The organism is Natrinema hispanicum (assembly GCF_004217335.1).
Taxonomy (GTDB): Archaea; Halobacteriota; Halobacteria; order Halobacteriales; family Natrialbaceae; genus Natrinema; species Natrinema hispanicum.
The window spans coordinates 120,865-136,383 of the sequence record NZ_SHMP01000007.1; the positions used below are offsets into that span (position 1 = coordinate 120,865).

Consider the following 15,519-nt stretch of genomic DNA (forward strand, 5'->3'; position numbering starts at 1 on the left):
ACTCATGCCCCGAATCACCAACTGGACGCGAGAGAGTCGAACACCCACGCTAGCATATCGAAACACAGTGACTGAAGCGCGAGCCATCCTGCATCGTGCCCCGGACTCCTACGCGTACAAGTGGCGGGCAGCGATCCTCGTCGACGGCTATCCGGTGTGGTCGCGTGGCTTCGAGACGAAAGAAGCGACCAGCGTTCGGGATGAACTTCGGAACCGACCAGCCCCCGAACTCGCTTGTCCTGAGTGTCCGAACGACGACGTCATTGTCGGCCAGAAGTCTGCCACTGGTGCGAAGGTCCAGCGATGGTTCGACTGTCCTGACTGTGGCTACGAAGCTCCCTCGAAAATCGTCTATGGCGCAGAACGCTAACAGCTGGTGAGAGCGAGAGAGCAAGCTAATCGCTCAGAGCAACCATGTGTCTCAAAGAGTGGGCGCAGTTCAACTAGTCGTCGTTACTTCGTCTTCGATCAGCTGTTCGAAATCCTCTGCCCTTCTGTACTCGTCTCTGTGAGCGAGTGCTGCTTGCCCCTTTGGTGTGATTTCATACAGTCCAGACCGTTCTTTGGGTCCTATTTTGCGTACGAGACCATAATCTGCAAGCACCGGTAGCCGAGTATTGATGTTCTTACGGCTCTTCCCCGTATGTGCCGCGAGATTCGACGCAACGTTGCGTCCCCTCTTATCGAGCTCCTCAAGGATTAGGAAGTCTGTTGGGCGTCGGAGTTTCATTGTCGCCATTCCCCATCCATTGTTGGTGATCATTATCGTGGTTTTATATTAATAATAGTGATTCACAGACAGTAATCAGTGTGAAACATACGGTCACTACACATATGTGTCGGTCAGCGATACTTTCCAACTATGGTCACAACGATACCGAGGCCGATGAGGAAAACCGAAGGGACGACCACTCTCGAAAAGCCCTGTACTGTCGCTGTTGAACCGGTGATGAGCCCAAGTCCGATGAATAAAACACCAACAGACTCAATTTGATTCATGCCTATTAATACATGTCTGGATATAATAAATACACTGTCTGTACGTACCGTAGCAAGTGGTCATCCCTCACTTGCGGAAAGAGCCAGAGAGCAGTACAGTTTTTCGTGCCCCACTAGGGGCGGGAGCGATACTCAATGAGCGATCCGTCAGAGCAACCTCGAAACTCGAGTAAACTCTCACCAGCACAGCGACTCGAGGCACCGAACACACGACTCATCGACGCCAGCATCGCAACGATCAACGATATGGAGACGCTGCGAGCCTGCATCGCCTATGAAAACCAGCACCAACAACGAGTTCCGATCCTCCGCCAACTCGAGAAGCGGGCCAACGAACTCCGTTCGCAGGAGGACAATGACTAACTCGACACGTCATCTGACATAGCCTCTCACCGATAGCGTTCTGGCGAGCATCTTCGGACAGACACCACATTCGCTGTGTACCACTGTCTATGTACTCTACACGAGATAGCGGCAGGAGCGTCAGAGATAGTGGTAGTTAACCCGCCAGCGCCCTCTGGTCTAGTTGATGTCTGATTCCGACTCTGCTCACGAGAGCCCACCGTCGTTGCTCGGTCGACTCCTCTTTGGGAGCGGGCTTGCAGCACTCGCACTCCGAAACCTGACGAATCTTGACGGACGAATCGCCTATGCAGATGCCAAAGGCGTCCCCCTCGCAGACAAACTCGTTCCCGCCTCGAGTGGTCTCCTCCTCGGTGGCGGCCTTGGCATCGGCCTCTGGAAACTGCCCAAACTGTCTGCAGCCAGTATCGCCGCGTTCTTTATCGGCGTGACTCCGGTCATGCACGATTTCTGGGCTGTCGACGAAGAATCATACGATCAAGAACTCACCTCGTTCCTTCAGAATCTCGTGCTCCTCGGCGCTGCAATCGCCTTCTTCAAGCGAGCACGGCAAAACTAACCCAACGAGGTCGTCGACTCCCGCTTACGAACATATTCACGTTTCGATCACGAACATATCCGGGCCAGTTACAGCGCTCGAGACCGTCGTCACCCTTCTGCTAGTCGGCGCTCATGACGCGCTCGCAGCCGATCTCTTCTACCTCAAGCATAGAGAAGAATTCCTTGTCGCTTTTGAGCGAGCAATCGCGGCGGCTTGTACGCTTGACTGATCATATTGCAGAAACAGAACGCTTGTCATGGAACCAGGACAAGAGAAGTGAATTTTCTGACTAAAGAAGAAAAGAGGTCAGTCCAATATGGACTTAAATCGTTCTTTGAGTGTTCCATATCTGTTTAATACTGTAGAGACAAATCAACGCTATGTCATCGCTTTTGCCACTTAAGCCATCGACTGAATCTGCAGCCGATCGTGACCTAGAACCCAAACTTGTCGAGTTCGAAGATGATGCCGCAGATCAGATCTTGTCAGCAGTTTCTTCAGCGACAGCACGACATATTCTCAGTGCTATTTACGATGAACCAACAACAGCGTCTGAAATCGCTACCAAACTTGACTCCTCGGTCCAGAATGTCAGTTATCATCTTGAACGGCTCGAGGATGCAAACCTAGTCGAAATAATCGGGACCTGGTACTCTAAGCAGGGCCGCGAAATGGATGTCTACGGGCCGACCAATAGCACGCTCGTCCTGTTTGCAGGGGCTGAGCGAGCAACTCCTTCACTCGCAACCGCATTACGTCGAGTACTCGGTGCAGTCAGTATCATCGGACTCGTCAGTGCGCTCGTCCATACGCGGTGGGCCGGAACTAAAGCCACACCTTCTCCCCGAGTCCGGACGGTTCGGGCCCCTATTCAGCAACCTGAGCCTACCCTCTGGGAGAATATTACCACATTCAGTACTGGGCCTGGTGGCTTTGTCCTTGGAATCGGCTTACTCATAACCGTCTCTCTATTCGGAATTTGGTACTGGCGAGCCTACCTTCCGGCGCAAAAGAATCAACACTTGACATGAGTTCGAGAAGGACTCAAAGACGTCTTTGAATTTGGGATAGCACGATATATACCGCACTATTACAGAAAGGTATGGAACGTAGAGCGTTTCTGACAACGGTTAGCGTCGGTTTGACGACCGCAGTAGCTGGTTGTATCTCGCAAGCGAGTCCCAGCGAAGAGGAAAATAAGACAAACAGCCAACCGTCCACTGAGATACAAGACAGCACGCAGACAGAGACCAAGATAGGGGCTGAAAAAACGCTCATTAGAGAGGGTAGTACTGCTGAACGAACTCTCGGAACAGGATCACTGACGGAGGGCGGTCTCCGGACGCCACACCACGTCGTACTTACGAATCAGACAGGCGAAACACAGACAGCTACGTTTGTGATCATGCAGTCTGACAGTAGCGTTCTCAATGAGCAGTTCGAACTCGAATCGGCTGCAACCGTTGTTGCTACCCTTACGGATCTCGGTACTTACGATACCCAAGTGACTGTTCCCAAGACAGACACGACAGAGTCAGTCACCATCGGTCCCGGCCAATTTTCCTGTAACGTAACCCGAACAACAGTCGGTATGCAAGCTGACGGCTCACTCGACTCCACAGTACTCTCGACACGAATGGCTTGTCCAAGCGTCATCACGGAACACGTCGCCGCCGGTGGGTCAACGTCGTACACACTTGGTGATGAATCGGTACTCCAAGACACTGGAAAGGGGACTCACAACGTTATGTTACGTAATCCAACCGATCAAGTGTGGACAGGCAGAATTATCGTCAAGAGCGGATCAACGACACAATTGGATGGTGTCTATACCATCGAAGCCAATGGGACAGTTCTACTCACACTGAGTGAGAGCAACACCTACCAGATACATATGAGTATTCTCGAAACAGATACTACAAAGACTGAGCAAGTTTCCCCGGAAAATTTCGACTGTAATCAATCCTCAACACGAGTTGTCATCAACAACGAAGGCGGGCTGGAAGCAAAGACCCTATCAACACTGATGGCTTGTCCTGACGACAGTAGTACCGCGACAAACAACACTTCATCATAGCAGGCTTAACGAAAGCCGAAGCAGGGACAACAACCCCCGCGCTGGTACGGGGCTGGGAAATTAACTCAGCCTCTCCCAGCAGTAAGTCTGCTCGTCTGACCGAATCCTCGCTTCGACGTTCACGAGAGTACGCTCTCGTACAACCTATCGGGATTCTATACTAAAGAAACGAGGGCGAGTACCCCGCGCCACCGGGCGCGGGGGTGAAGCCCGACACTCGGCCAACCTATCATCCTCCTTCTATACCTTTACAAGACCGCAGTACCACGATTAGAATATGCAGAAGTCGCTGACCAAAACACTCGTTTTTCAACTCCAACCAGACGAGTCCGGTCAGCAACTTCTGGACGACGCCTTCCTCGAAGCCCGCCGCGTGTACAACGAAACCATCCGCCGGGCAAAGAACGGTGATGGCTGGGATAAGATTCGGAAAGACTTGGAGTCTGACGCCGACCTTGTGAACAACACCACCCAACTCGTCGTACAGAAGTCGCTTGAAGCGATGGAAAACTATTACGAGTACGACGACTACAACCAACCCAGCCACACCACAGACAGCGCGTACCCGCTCCGGTCAAACTACGAGGAAGGGTACAACCTGTTCCTCGAAGACAACTGTATCCGTTACCGTCTCAGCGCGAAGCCGTACACCCCGGTGAAAGGCACTCTTTGCGGTTCACCCACGCCCTCGAACAACTCCGCCACGCCATCCAATCCGATGCGTGGCGTGTCGGAACGGCAGAAGCAATGAGGCGGAACGAGAAGTACGAACTCCACATCAATATCACCCACACGGAGGCCAATATCCAAGACAAAGAGGATTCACGAATGGTGGTGGGTGTGGATATTAACGAGGACTGCGTTGCGCTCGCTGCCCTCCACGAGGACGACATCGTTGATTCGGTGGTCATCGACTTCCCTGAAATCAAGGAGGAACGCCATCGATATTTCACGATGCGAAAGCGGATGCAAAACAACGGGAAGTCGTCGTTCGACCGGGCGTTCGAGCAACAAGAGGAACGGTTCGTCCACGACCAACTCCACAAAGTCTCTCGACAGGTCGTGGAGTGGGTGTCTCAGTTCGAGAAGCCCGTCATCGTCTTTGAAGACCTCAAAGAGATGCGGAACTCGATTGACTATGGCACCCGGATGAACCGTCGCCTTCACTCACTTCCGTTCCGCAAACTTCGAGAGTTCATCACGTACAAAGCCGCGTTCCAGGGGGTTCCGTCCGACGAAATCAACCCGGAATACACGAGTCAGGCGTGTTCACTCACCGAGTGTGAGCAGACAACTCGTGCAAACCGGAACAAGAAGCGATTCAAGTGCGTGAATTGTGGGCGGCAAGACCACGCTGACCGGAACGCGGCTATCAACATCGCCAAGAAGGGATTGGCGACACTGGATCGGAATGTGCCTGCTCTCAAGACGCTTCCCAACGTGCGGAAGCTGCGACGGCAGGCATCGGGCTGTGTGACCCAGCCGACCGTGACCCACGACACCGCCAGAGGTCACCACGCCGATGGTGTCGCGGGTGTGTCCGACTAATCCACGGGAAGCCACGGGCCACCGCGCCCGTGGCGGTTCACGAAACCTAAGGATGCCACCGTTCCGGGCTTTCGGGACCGTTGGCTACACCAGTTCCCCGAAGACTGGCGATTGCCATACATAGACCGTGTTCAATACCTCGTATCACCAGATTCATTTATATGTTGAATGGATGTTCATGTGTGACAGATAGTACTAATTTGCCGAACTGGGTCACCGCACAGCTCGGCTTAACTATACTCGCACTGGTGAGCAGTCTGCTCGCACTGTTCGTTTTCCTCCCGTATCTGCAGTACATCCTCTTCGGAATCGTACTCGCGTATATTATGTTACCTGTGCAGCACCACCTCGAGCAATATATCAGACCGACAGTTGCAGCGATCGTGGTGGTCACAGCAACTGTACTCGTCGTACTGCTCCCGCTCATCTATATTGTTGTGACTGCAGTTGAACAGTCGTTCCGGGTTGTCCGTGCGATCAGACAGGGACAACCCAACGGTGAAGCGGTCAAAGAGATCCTCGGGACGATCGAAGTCAATCTTGAGAGCAACGGGTACGAGGCCGATCTTGTTGGACTATATGATGCAAATCAACACCGGATTGCGTCCACTCTCCAAGAGATCATAAGAGAGATCATTACTGTCGTCGGTGATCTCCCCAGTATCTTCATCGGCCTGACCGTCACGCTGTTCGTCCTCTTTGCACTATTGCGAGATGGGGAACAACTCGTCGCATGGCTGCAGTGGGTATTGCCGATCGACAACGAGGTATTGGCAGAACTCCGAACTAGTTTAGATCAGCTCATGTGGGCCTCGATCGTCGGGAACGTCGCCGTTGCAGCTATTCAGGCGGTGATGCTTGGAGTTGGACTAGCGATCGCAGGTGTCCCCGCTATCGTTTTCCTCACTGTTGCGACGTTCGTTCTGACACTACTTCCGCTGGTCGGTGCGTTCGGGATCTGGATTCCGGCAGCGGCTTATTTGATTGGAATGGGTAGACCAACTGCCAGCGTAGCGATGGTCATTTACGGGCTGATTGTCACGTTCTCGGACTCGTACCTTCGGCCTGCGCTGATTGGCCGTACTAGTGCATTCAATTCCGCCATTGTTGTCGTCGGCATCTTCGGTGGTCTCATCATCTTCGGAGCCATCGGTCTCTTTATCGGTCCTGTCGTCCTTGGCGGCGCAAAGCTCACCCTCGATTCGTTCGCTCGAGCACATACCGATGAGTCGCTTGCCGAGGACACATCCGAGAATGACGTAGACAAGAATCAATCCGCTGGAGTACTGCAGGACGTTCACTAACTCGAAAGGAACACGCTACTTGAACACGGATACTCTATCAATGAACATTGGAAATGATCTCGACCAGATGGACCCCGTAAAACGAGACATTATGGAAGCGACATACAAAGCCGTCAGTGAACACGGATACGGCGATCTGACAATCCAACACATCGCCGACGAGTTCGAAAACAGCAAGACACTGATCTATTATCACTATGACGGCAGAGATGAACTCCTCGTCGACTTCCTTGATTACGTGCTCCAGCAATTCCTTGCCAATCTTCCAGATAGCACACAGTCACCACGGCGAGAACTCGAAACGCTCGTTGATACGCTTCTTCCACCCACCGTCGAGGAAGAGACGTATCATGTCATGCTAGCAATGTTCGAGCTTCGAGTTAATGCGCCACACGACGAAGACTGTCGGGAACAGTACCTTGTCGTGGACAACGAACTCAAGAGCCTTCTTCAAGACATTCTTTCTCGAGGCGTCAAAGCTGGTGTGTTCGAAGACATCACTCCAGCAGTAGAAGCTGAGTTGTTCCTTTCTCTGTTGATTGGGACCCGTGCACGCCGGCTTACGGTCTACCACCCGGACGAGTCAATTGAGTCGCTAAAAGAAGCAATTCAAACTCATATCGACCGTATCACCGCTTCTTCTGAGTAGCTCGTATTCGTTACCTGTTTCGAGCCTGTATTTTAACAGGAGATAGGTAGTGACTCAGGGTCTGTAGCATCAGGTGTCAGCTCCCCTTCTGTTACAGTGAGTTGAGCACTCCGCTTATGATCCAACTTGAAAGCATACTTACCTCAAAGCGTCACCGAAAGTCGGGCTCACTGTCAGAGTGATGAACAAGCAACCACTATTCAATCGCCACAGGTGGGTTTGCTCGTCGGGAATAGGTTTTGCTCGGTCAAAATATGGAAGCAACTGCGTACCAGAAGGCTCTTTACAAAATATTCAATATATAAAAGAGATGTTCGACTATACAGATTCCGTCGTGCTCATCACCGGAGCCGGCTCCGGCATCGGACATGCCACTGCTCAACGATTCGCGAATGAAGGTGCACACGTCATTGTGGCAGATATCGACACCGAAGCCGGTCAAGAAACTGCCGAACAGATCAACACCAATCATGGATCCGCGACCTTTGTCGAGGTTGACACCAGCCGTCCGTCTTCGATAGCCGCACTCATAGACGCTACACTCGAAGAACATGGTCGACTTGATTGTGCTATCAACAACGCAGCGACCGGCAACCAACCATCACCGATAACAGATATCGACGAAGAAGACTGGAATCAGGTTATTGATGTCAATCAAACAGGTGTGTGGGCCGGCATGAAATACGAACTCCCTGCACTCCTCGAATCAGGTGGTGGCGCTATCGTCAACGTCGCTTCGAAAGCCGGCATTCGAGGCAGTCCAGGTCGAGCACCCTATGGAGCGAGTAAACATGCGGTGGTCGGGCTTACACGCACAGCAGCTCTCGAGGTTGCTGGAGATGGTGTCCGAGTCAACGCTGTTTGTCCAACGATCGTCGATACACCAGCTCTCCGATCGATGTCCGAAGAAGAACGCGAAGCGGTTATCAAGAACGTCCCGATGGAACGTGCCGCGACACCTGAAGAAGTAGCAAACGTGATTGTGTGGCTCTGTTCAAAAGAAGCCTCGTTCATCACTGGGCAGGCGATTCCCGTCGACGGTGGGGAAACACAACAGTAGTTACAGGACGATCAGTCTTCTCAGGCGAGTTTTCCCCCCTCAACCGGGAGCGCATGCCCGTTCACGAACGACGCATCGTCGGACGCCAACCACGCCACAGTGGTGGCTATTTCCTCTGGCTCTGCCATTCTGCCCAGAGGCTGTTCGCGGGTCATTGCTTCAACTGCCTCCGAGTGTTCCTCGAGTGTTCGTTCGACCATGGGTGTCCGAACCACGCCAGGACAGACAGCATTGATACGGACACCTTGCTCGGCATAACGGACAGCGGCAGACTTGGTGAGTCCAACAACCCCGTGTTTGCTTGCAGTATATGGAGCGCTTCCGTCTGCTGAGAGTCCGGCAATCGAGGACGTGTTTACGATGGCACCGCCATCAGTATCTGTGAGTTTCGGAAGCTCGTATTTCATTGCTAACCAGACACCAGTCAAATTGATGTCCAGAACACGCTGCCAGTTATCCATACTCTGCTCGGTGAGTGGTGCATTGTCACCTTCGATACCCGCGTTGTTGTGTGCGATGTCAAGGCCGCCGTAGGTGTCACAGGCGGTTTCGACCATTGCTTCGACATCAGATTCATCGGTCACGTCAACTTGGACAAAGACTGCTTCCCCGCCAGCAGCTTCGATCTGGTCAACAGTTTCAGTTCCGCCCTCTGTATCGATGTCTGCGACCACGACGTTTGCACCGTGGTGAGCGAAATGTTCCGCGGTTGCGCGACCAATTCCTGAGCCTGCACCGGTGACGAGTGCAGTCTTGTCTTCGAATTGCGTATCCATACAAGTACTGAATACAAATTCAATATATAAAAGCCTGATGCCACCCACAGAAACCTCGGCTCTTGGGACTGGGCAGTTCCGTCAGATATCGTAAACCTCGAGCAACCGCTATTCCTGTTCGGCCATAACGTTGAGAGAATTCTATCACTGGTATCCACGGTGACGAAGGGTATCTCTATAGCGGCGAACTGCCATCGCGGAACCCATTTGACGAACCAGCCGAGTGGACCGTCAAGGCGATCGACCACGCTGGCTTTCTTCGGTGGAACGGGCCGCAGACGACGCGTTCGAGCGAGCAAAGCCAGCACAGTGGCATGAGGAACTGAATACACAACTCATTGATCCCAGCATCGCGACTATCAACGATATGAGCAGGCTACGAGCCAGCATAGTCTACGAAAGCCAACATCAGCAACGCCTCCCCATTCTTCGACACCTCGAGAAGCGTGCTAACGAACTCTACCTATGATGCAACTGAGTCACTGCTCTTATCGACACAGTCGCTACCGATAGCGTTTCCTGACCCTCCCTTCGAAAGCTTATTCTCTATACCGGCGTATAGCAATAGTCGGATGGATATCTTAGAGATATCTGGGATTGTGCTGATCTTACTTCTATTAGCAGTTTTTCTCTTGGGGACGATTATAGCCGGTTCGACTGCTGGATTGTGATAAGTGTGCTGTATCAATACAATTGGTGGAGCTGAATGCAGGTTTTCTCTTCTAGAGCGGCTTTCCGTCGCGGTCTCGTGGGTGTTTGTCTTCTACTAGCCACGTTCTTCGCGGTATATGCCGGTGCTCGACAGTACGCACCGTTTGTTTTCGATGTCGAAGAACTCCGCGCATGGATCGGTCAATTTGGCGCCTTCGCACCGCTCGTATTCGTTCTCGTCCAAGCTGTACAAGTTATTGTGGCCCCCATTCCGGGGCAGTTCGTCGCACTTGTTTCGGGATACGTGTTCGGGCCACTTGCAGGAACAGTGTACAGCCTTGTTGGCGTCCTCCTCGGAAGTTCAATCGCGTTCTGCCTTGCCAAACGATTTGGACGGCCATTCGTCGAGCAACTCCTTCACGAGAATGTATTAACTCGATTCGATGGGTTCGTCGAACGGGTTGGGATTCCTGGACTGTTGGCATTCGTCATCATTCCCGGCCTTCCAGATGACGCAATCTGTTTCCTGAGTGGTCTCACAAAATGGCGTCTCCGAACATTCCTCACCGTGATTAGTATCGGTCGCCTCCCAGCATATGTTGTTACCGTCTATGCCGGCGGTGAACTTGCAACAGGAAAAGTCTCTACAGCAGTAATACTTCTCGGTGCCATCATCGTCGCTTCTGTTATTGGGTATGTGAAACAGGAGTCGATCCGGACAGTGATCGGACGATTTCGAATGTAATCATTCCTCACCTGTAAAAGTCCACAGAGCAGTACAATTTTTCATTCTCCAACAGGGGCAGAGGCAACACCCAATGAACGACACGCCAGGACACACAAACGACCTCTCACCAGCGCAGCGGCTCGAAGCACCGAACACACGGCTCATCGACCCAGCATCGCGATGATCCACGATATGGAGACACTGAGAGCCTGCATCGCCTACGAAAACCAACACCAACAACGTGTCCCGATCCTCCGCCAACTCGAGAAGCGGGCTACCGAACTCCGCTCGCAGGACGACGATGACTAACTTGACACTGCCAGTGTCAGCTTGCAGGACGACCGGGAGGAACCCTGCTGATTCCTTGCTCTGTACGTGATGCCACAAAAGCTGTCACCAGTCATCCCTGTACCTCCGTCCCTGCCCGGAAGCTGGTGAGGTCATCGATACGCTCTTCGAGGGCCTCGATCTCCTGTCGCAGTTCCTCGGCTTCTGTCTCCTCGCTGGCGGCAAGTCGGTCCTTCAAGCCCTGAAGGCGCGACTCCTTGACGTCGTCGTCGACCTCCGCCTTGCGAACGTACTCGCTCTCATCGATCTCGTAGACATCCGACTCGGTGAGTGTCGTCACCTCAAGTGCTTCGTCGACCTTCTGGCGATCAACGCTCATGACCCGCTCGCGGTCGATCCCTTCCGCCTCGAGCATCGAGAGGATGTCCTCGTCGTCTTTGAGCGAGCGGTTGCGGCGACTCGTACGCTGGACCGAGCCGTACTGGCCCGCAACAGGACGGTCGTGATGGAGCCGGGAGAGAAGCACATCGGCGACCTCCTGGCGAAAGTCGTTAGCATCACGCTGGACATCCGACAGCAGCGTGTAGAGATTTACGAGGGTGGCCGTCTCCAAGTCAGGCAGGTCGGTTACGTCGTGGCGCTCGAGTGCATCGATCAGGAGTAGGCCATCCGAGTAGACATCGAGGCCGTCTGGTTCGGTGCGGTCGTCGTCATCAGGTTCATGTGCTGTGTCGGCCAGTTGGGTCGTCGTCGGCCCGTCTGTCTCGGCGATCACACCCGCGTCTTCGTCGATCTCGAATCGGGGATGAACGCTCAACACCGCTGGATACGGGTCAGCATCTGGCGGCAGCCGGTCGAGATCGAACCCATCGTGCGCAGTCTGTATCTGATGATACAGCGACTCGAACTGATCGCGTTGAAGCGGGCGCTTCTCGCTGGACTCGTCGAACTGGACGATAATGCGGTGTTCCTGGATATCTGTGATGTGGATGTGGGAGTGCGACAATGGTGTGATCAGTGTCGCGTCTGCCGGCAGCTCATCCAGATGCTCGAGAAGCGTGTGCCAACTGACGCTGAATGGCATACACGGAAGTTACGCGCCGTCCCGACTAAATCTTGTTCTCGGCGGGTGTCAGGGAACTCTCCTACTGGTTTGATCCACCGACTGTTGCGGTGAATTGACCGGTAAGTAGCTGTGCGAACTGACCTTGAGACACCTATTAATTGTAGATGGTATCCATATCATCTTGCAGGGAATAAGGCGCATGTTTTCCAGACCAAAGGTACTTACACCCATAATGATATAAATTCTACATGAAAGAGACACAGAACAACCTGCAGATCACAGATTACCACATCCATGACATTCACAGCAACTCTATCTGACCCTGAACTGTCCGATGAACGCTCTATCGGTGGCATCCTTGTCCACCTGCTTGGACTGTTTACTGGATTTCTCGGTCCCCTAATCCTGTACGCTGTTTCAGATAACGAGTTCACACGGACGAACGCCCGTCACACCATCAATTGGCACGTTACCGTGTCCGTACTCATGATTGTCGCCCTTGTGATGTTCTTTCTCGGCGCCGATGAGATCACTGTCCTAGGAGAAACAACTGAGGTTTCTTTGCTCCCAGCCCCGCTCGATATCGTGTTTGGGCTCGTCGGATTCCTCCTGATAATCGTCCTAGTGATTGCAATATTTCTTACATTGGTGTACACCATCGTCGCAACGGTAAAAGCGATATCTGGATCGACTTGGACGTATCCTGGAGCGATCGCTTTCGTCGAGCGATATAGGTAGGAGATTCATGTTATCTCAAGAAGGGAAGCTGGTTGAACATGGCCGAGATTGAACTGGACGTGCTCAAACTACAGATGATGGATCTATGAAGCCACCATCGAACGATTCATCTGCCGTGTTTCTGGTGACAGTCGCGGCGAACGTCATCCCGCTGGTCGGCGTGTTCCACCTCGGGTGGAGCGCACAGACGTTCGCGGTCGTCTACGCGATGGAATTGGTCGTCGCTGTCCCGTTCGCCGGGTTGAAGGCATTATTCGCGCGCCGCCCGCCGAACTACGACGATCTGGAGCGCCCACAGGAGGATAACCCGCTCAAGTCCGACGAGTTAGGCGGGGTCTCCGTCGGACCGAGCGACCTCAACCGCCGGCGTGGGAGCGTCACGGCCGTCGACTCGCTCCCACCGATCTACCCCCGGAACTTCCCGTTCGTCTTGCAAGCGTTCGGGGCTGGCGTGGCGCTCCTTGGGATATACCTCGCCGTACTGAGCCGTTTCATCGACGTGCCGGCGATGCTCGCCGATCCGATGGTGGCGGCGAGCGCCGTCTCCCTGATTGTCTCTCAAGTCGGCGTCATCAACCGCGAGTACTTCCGCAAGCGGCGCTACGAGACGAGCACCCCTCGGGACGTGATCAGAAGCGCGAAGAACGAGGCCGGGGTAGCCGTGGTGCTACTCTGGTTCGCGGCCGCCGGTGGTCCGACCGGCGCGCTGGTTGCGTTCGTCACGGTGAAGCTATTCGCGGAGTGGGGGGACTACCGCGCCGGGCAGTCGTCCACCACCGACAAGGGGGTGGGGACGCTCCCGCCTGTGGCGGCTCCGGATGCGTCGCCGACGGCTGAGGTCCGTCCGGACCGGCGCGCCGTCCGCGGCGCCGCGTTCTGGCGGGGCGCGAAGTCCGCAATCGGTAGCGGCCCGGTGTACCTCTTCGCGTGGGTTGGGCTCACCAGCGGATCGACAGGGCTGGTCGCTGCCACGGTGGTCTGTTTCGGCCTCCTGCCGGCCGGCATCGGTGGGCTGAAGACCGTCGAGTACGCCCTCACTCACGGTACACTGGCGTACCAGTGTCGCGACGACACGGTGGTCGCGTACGACGACCTCACCGAGGCGGTTCAGTGGACGATCCCCGTTGACGACCTCCGGGACGCCGAACTGTGTGAGGGAGAGTTCGTCGATCGCGCCTGTGATACTCGGACGTTCTCGCTCACTCCCTCTGTGGGGGAGTACGACCTCAGCGTCGCGCACCTCCGGGAGTATGACCGGGCCGTCGAGGCGTTCGAACTCCCCGTCGAGACGACGGCGTTCGGCCCGCTTGACCGACGTGTGGCCGGGGTGGCGGCCATGGTCGGAGCCTGTGGCGTCGCCGCCGTGGCGGGCCTCGCCTATTACGCTCCCTCCGTCGGGGCGGCCGCCGCCGGGTTCGGCGGCCCGTTCGGCGTCGTCGTCCTCAGATCGGCGTGGCAGTGGGCGCTCCCGGCCGCCTGAGCCGACGTCGACGGCGGGCGGAGCGGGCGCGTCGCAGCCGGTCACCGCGACGCGTCCGCCCATGTATCGGGATCAGAACTCCGACAGCTCCGGGGCGGACGAGCCCTGACTCGAGAAGGGGACGTCGCTGACGATGGCGACTTTGAACTCGAATCCTGGGTTGATCGTCAGGATGTCGGTCCAGAAAATGTTGTCCTCCATGCAGACCTCGAGCGAGGACTCATCGGCTGAGCCGACTCTATTGGAATCCTCAGCAAGTGATATATTCTGACTGGGTTGTGGTCAATGCAGATGCTGTACTTGTCGATTCGGGAGACCTCAATATGGACTGTGTGAACAGTTTGATGACTCACTCTACGGAGAGAACGTCTCGAGCAGGGCGAGTCCAACACCATGGGCGAACCCGTAGACGTATCCCATCTGGTACGGAGAGTCGACGGAGCCGTACTTAGACGCCAGATTACCCTGTCCGCAGGAGTTGTTTGTGCGCCGGTGATGGGTGCCGGCGCACCCGCGCCGGAGAGAAAAGATCGATGTCAACCCGTAGTCAACTCCGATTCATCCACCGAAACGAGTCTGCAGCAGAACAGGACTCAACCAATCGCATCGCACAGGTCTACCGGCATTCCGACGGTTATCCGGAAAGCGTTCTCCAAGACCTTACTCGACTCAAGCAGTTGCTTGATGAGACACGAACAGAACGTGGTCCCAGCTACGCCGCCGCGCAGTTCATTTTCCTCGAGATGCTCTCGAGTATGAGCCTCTACATGGACAAGAGATGTGAGCGAAGCATTCGCGCTGATCAGCCGGAAGATTTGCTGGACCCGTCGAACATGGCACATCTCGAGCAACCGCTGTTCCTGCTCGGCCACGGCGTTGAGGATTCTGCCACCGGCATTCACGGTGACGAAGAGTATCTCGACATCGTCGAACTGCCAACGCAAGCTCCATTCGACGAACCGGCAGAGTGGACCGTCAAGGTGAGCGACCACGCCGGCTTTCCGCGGTGGGACGGGCCGACAGACGAGGCGTTCGAGCAAGCCTCGTGGCAGTTTCAGGGGTCGCTAGAAGCCGCTCTCGAGGAGTTGAGAGTCAAGTCCGTGTGTAACGACGCTCGATTCAGAACCTGTTACCAACAGCGAGGGCCTCAACAACGGTGAGAACACCAGTATCAGCGTTCCCGGAATTTAAGCTCGCGACTGGTCAAGCTATATCCACCACGCGTTTCGGTCACACAATTTTTCAAATAGAT

At 54.6% G+C, this 15,519-nt stretch carries 17 protein-coding genes and 2 pseudogenes; 14 read left to right on the top strand and 5 right to left on the bottom strand.

The window, feature by feature from the left end:
• Positions 1 to 4: 4 nt before the first annotated feature.
• Complete coding sequence (locus BDK88_RS17135; RefSeq protein ID WP_130501462.1) at positions 5 to 370, top strand: DUF7568 family protein; 366 nt, start codon at positions 5 to 7, stop codon at positions 368 to 370.
• Between the two features lie 69 nt (positions 371 to 439).
• Here BDK88_RS17135 and BDK88_RS17140 read toward each other — a convergent pair whose 3' ends face one another.
• Together BDK88_RS17140 and BDK88_RS21330 are read right to left on the bottom strand one after the other, a co-directional pair.
• The gene (locus tag BDK88_RS17140; protein ID WP_130501463.1) at positions 440 to 730 is read right to left on the bottom strand and encodes a winged helix-turn-helix transcriptional regulator; all 291 of its coding nucleotides are present in this window, start codon (positions 728 to 730) and stop codon (positions 440 to 442) included.
• Positions 731 to 843: 113 nt separating this feature from the next.
• The gene (locus BDK88_RS21330) at positions 844 to 999 is read right to left on the bottom strand and encodes a hypothetical protein (protein WP_165396988.1); all 156 of its coding nucleotides are present in this window, start codon (positions 997 to 999) and stop codon (positions 844 to 846) included.
• A 135-nt stretch (positions 1,000 to 1,134) separates the two neighbouring features.
• Here BDK88_RS21330 and BDK88_RS17145 point away from each other — a divergent pair, with 135 nt between their 5' ends.
• The 8 genes and pseudogenes from BDK88_RS17145 (at position 1,135) to BDK88_RS17180 (ending at position 8,541) form a co-directional block, all read left to right on the top strand.
• On the top strand, positions 1,135 to 1,362 hold the full coding sequence (locus tag BDK88_RS17145) for a hypothetical protein (protein WP_092935783.1): 228 nt from the start codon (positions 1,135 to 1,137) through the stop codon (positions 1,360 to 1,362).
• A 166-nt stretch (positions 1,363 to 1,528) separates the two neighbouring features.
• Complete coding sequence (locus tag BDK88_RS17150; RefSeq protein WP_092935781.1) at positions 1,529 to 1,921, top strand: DoxX family membrane protein; 393 nt, start codon at positions 1,529 to 1,531, stop codon at positions 1,919 to 1,921.
• A gap of 362 nt (positions 1,922 to 2,283) precedes the next feature.
• A complete protein-coding gene (locus tag BDK88_RS17155) occupies positions 2,284 to 2,934 on the top strand; it encodes an ArsR/SmtB family transcription factor (protein WP_092935779.1) in 651 nt (216 codons plus the stop codon).
• Between the two features lie 71 nt (positions 2,935 to 3,005).
• Positions 3,006 to 3,980 carry a hypothetical protein gene (locus tag BDK88_RS17160; protein ID WP_165396989.1) on the top strand — a complete coding sequence of 325 codons (975 nt, stop codon included), beginning with the start codon at positions 3,006 to 3,008 and terminating at the stop codon, positions 3,978 to 3,980.
• Positions 3,981 to 4,257: 277 nt separating this feature from the next.
• Positions 4,258 to 5,528, top strand: a pseudogene (locus BDK88_RS17165) (RNA-guided endonuclease InsQ/TnpB family protein).
• Between the two features lie 182 nt (positions 5,529 to 5,710).
• On the top strand, positions 5,711 to 6,832 hold the full coding sequence (locus tag BDK88_RS17170; RefSeq protein ID WP_092935777.1) for an AI-2E family transporter: 1,122 nt from the start codon (positions 5,711 to 5,713) through the stop codon (positions 6,830 to 6,832).
• 40 nt (positions 6,833 to 6,872) lie between these two features.
• Positions 6,873 to 7,481: a TetR/AcrR family transcriptional regulator gene (locus BDK88_RS17175; protein ID WP_223174768.1), complete on the top strand. Its 609-nt coding sequence runs from the start codon at positions 6,873 to 6,875 to the stop codon at positions 7,479 to 7,481.
• Positions 7,482 to 7,791: 310 nt separating this feature from the next.
• Positions 7,792 to 8,541, top strand: coding sequence for an SDR family NAD(P)-dependent oxidoreductase (locus tag BDK88_RS17180; RefSeq protein ID WP_092935773.1), 750 nt, complete (start codon positions 7,792 to 7,794; stop codon positions 8,539 to 8,541).
• A gap of 20 nt (positions 8,542 to 8,561) precedes the next feature.
• Here the strand turns inward: BDK88_RS17180 and BDK88_RS17185 are convergent, their stop codons facing one another.
• Positions 8,562 to 9,317, bottom strand: a complete 756-nt coding sequence (locus tag BDK88_RS17185; protein WP_130501464.1) for a glucose 1-dehydrogenase — start codon at positions 9,315 to 9,317, stop codon at positions 8,562 to 8,564.
• A gap of 706 nt (positions 9,318 to 10,023) precedes the next feature.
• On the opposite strand from BDK88_RS17185, the gene BDK88_RS17195 reads away from it, so the two are divergent.
• Both BDK88_RS17195 and BDK88_RS17200 read left to right on the top strand, forming a co-directional pair.
• Positions 10,024 to 10,713 (top strand): TVP38/TMEM64 family protein, encoded by a 690-nt coding sequence (locus tag BDK88_RS17195; protein WP_092935767.1) that lies wholly within the window; start codon positions 10,024 to 10,026, stop codon positions 10,711 to 10,713.
• A gap of 73 nt (positions 10,714 to 10,786) precedes the next feature.
• Positions 10,787 to 11,004: pseudogene (locus BDK88_RS17200) on the top strand (hypothetical protein).
• A 91-nt stretch (positions 11,005 to 11,095) separates the two neighbouring features.
• Here BDK88_RS17200 and BDK88_RS17205 read toward each other — a convergent pair.
• A complete protein-coding gene (locus BDK88_RS17205) occupies positions 11,096 to 12,067 on the bottom strand; it encodes a hypothetical protein (RefSeq protein ID WP_092935765.1) in 972 nt (323 codons plus the stop codon).
• A gap of 276 nt (positions 12,068 to 12,343) precedes the next feature.
• Here BDK88_RS17205 and BDK88_RS17210 point away from each other — a divergent pair, with 276 nt between their 5' ends.
• Positions 12,344 to 12,787, top strand: coding sequence for a DUF4870 domain-containing protein (locus BDK88_RS17210; protein WP_092935763.1), 444 nt, complete (start codon positions 12,344 to 12,346; stop codon positions 12,785 to 12,787).
• 85 nt (positions 12,788 to 12,872) lie between these two features.
• A complete protein-coding gene (locus BDK88_RS17215; protein WP_242611694.1) occupies positions 12,873 to 14,267 on the top strand; it encodes a DUF6498-containing protein in 1,395 nt (464 codons plus the stop codon).
• 72 nt (positions 14,268 to 14,339) lie between these two features.
• Here BDK88_RS17215 and BDK88_RS22140 read toward each other — a convergent pair whose 3' ends face one another.
• On the bottom strand, positions 14,340 to 14,468 hold the full coding sequence (locus BDK88_RS22140; RefSeq protein WP_262488534.1) for a hypothetical protein: 129 nt from the start codon (positions 14,466 to 14,468) through the stop codon (positions 14,340 to 14,342).
• Positions 14,469 to 14,800: 332 nt separating this feature from the next.
• On the opposite strand from BDK88_RS22140, the gene BDK88_RS17220 reads away from it, so the two are divergent.
• On the top strand, positions 14,801 to 15,427 hold the full coding sequence (locus BDK88_RS17220) for a hypothetical protein (protein ID WP_130501465.1): 627 nt from the start codon (positions 14,801 to 14,803) through the stop codon (positions 15,425 to 15,427).
• The last annotated feature ends 92 nt before the right edge of the window (positions 15,428 to 15,519 follow it).

Bases quoted from the DNA above. Each gene is read 5' to 3' on its own strand.
- BDK88_RS17215 (WP_242611694.1), top strand. From the start codon at position 12,873: ATGAAGCCACCATCGAACGATTCATCTGCCGTGTTTCTGGTGACAGTC.
- BDK88_RS17205 (WP_092935765.1), bottom strand. From the start codon at position 12,067: ATGCCATTCAGCGTCAGTTGGCACACGCTTCTCGAGCATCTGGATGAG.
- BDK88_RS17185 (WP_130501464.1), bottom strand. From the start codon at position 9,317: ATGGATACGCAATTCGAAGACAAGACTGCACTCGTCACCGGTGCAGGC.
- BDK88_RS17145 (WP_092935783.1), top strand. From the start codon at position 1,135: ATGAGCGATCCGTCAGAGCAACCTCGAAACTCGAGTAAACTCTCACCA.
- BDK88_RS17175 (WP_223174768.1), top strand. From the start codon at position 6,873: ATGAACATTGGAAATGATCTCGACCAGATGGACCCCGTAAAACGAGAC.
- BDK88_RS17220 (WP_130501465.1), top strand. From the start codon at position 14,801: ATGTCAACCCGTAGTCAACTCCGATTCATCCACCGAAACGAGTCTGCA.
- BDK88_RS22140 (WP_262488534.1), bottom strand. From the start codon at position 14,468: ATGGAGGACAACATTTTCTGGACCGACATCCTGACGATCAACCCAGGA.
- BDK88_RS17150 (WP_092935781.1), top strand. From the start codon at position 1,529: ATGTCTGATTCCGACTCTGCTCACGAGAGCCCACCGTCGTTGCTCGGT.
- BDK88_RS17160 (WP_165396989.1), top strand. From the start codon at position 3,006: ATGGAACGTAGAGCGTTTCTGACAACGGTTAGCGTCGGTTTGACGACC.
- BDK88_RS21330 (WP_165396988.1), bottom strand. From the start codon at position 999: ATGAATCAAATTGAGTCTGTTGGTGTTTTATTCATCGGACTTGGGCTC.
- BDK88_RS17195 (WP_092935767.1), top strand. From the start codon at position 10,024: ATGCAGGTTTTCTCTTCTAGAGCGGCTTTCCGTCGCGGTCTCGTGGGT.
- BDK88_RS17180 (WP_092935773.1), top strand. From the start codon at position 7,792: ATGTTCGACTATACAGATTCCGTCGTGCTCATCACCGGAGCCGGCTCC.
- BDK88_RS17140 (WP_130501463.1), bottom strand. From the start codon at position 730: ATGAAACTCCGACGCCCAACAGACTTCCTAATCCTTGAGGAGCTCGAT.
- BDK88_RS17155 (WP_092935779.1), top strand. From the start codon at position 2,284: ATGTCATCGCTTTTGCCACTTAAGCCATCGACTGAATCTGCAGCCGAT.
- BDK88_RS17135 (WP_130501462.1), top strand. From the start codon at position 5: ATGCCCCGAATCACCAACTGGACGCGAGAGAGTCGAACACCCACGCTA.
- BDK88_RS17210 (WP_092935763.1), top strand. From the start codon at position 12,344: ATGACATTCACAGCAACTCTATCTGACCCTGAACTGTCCGATGAACGC.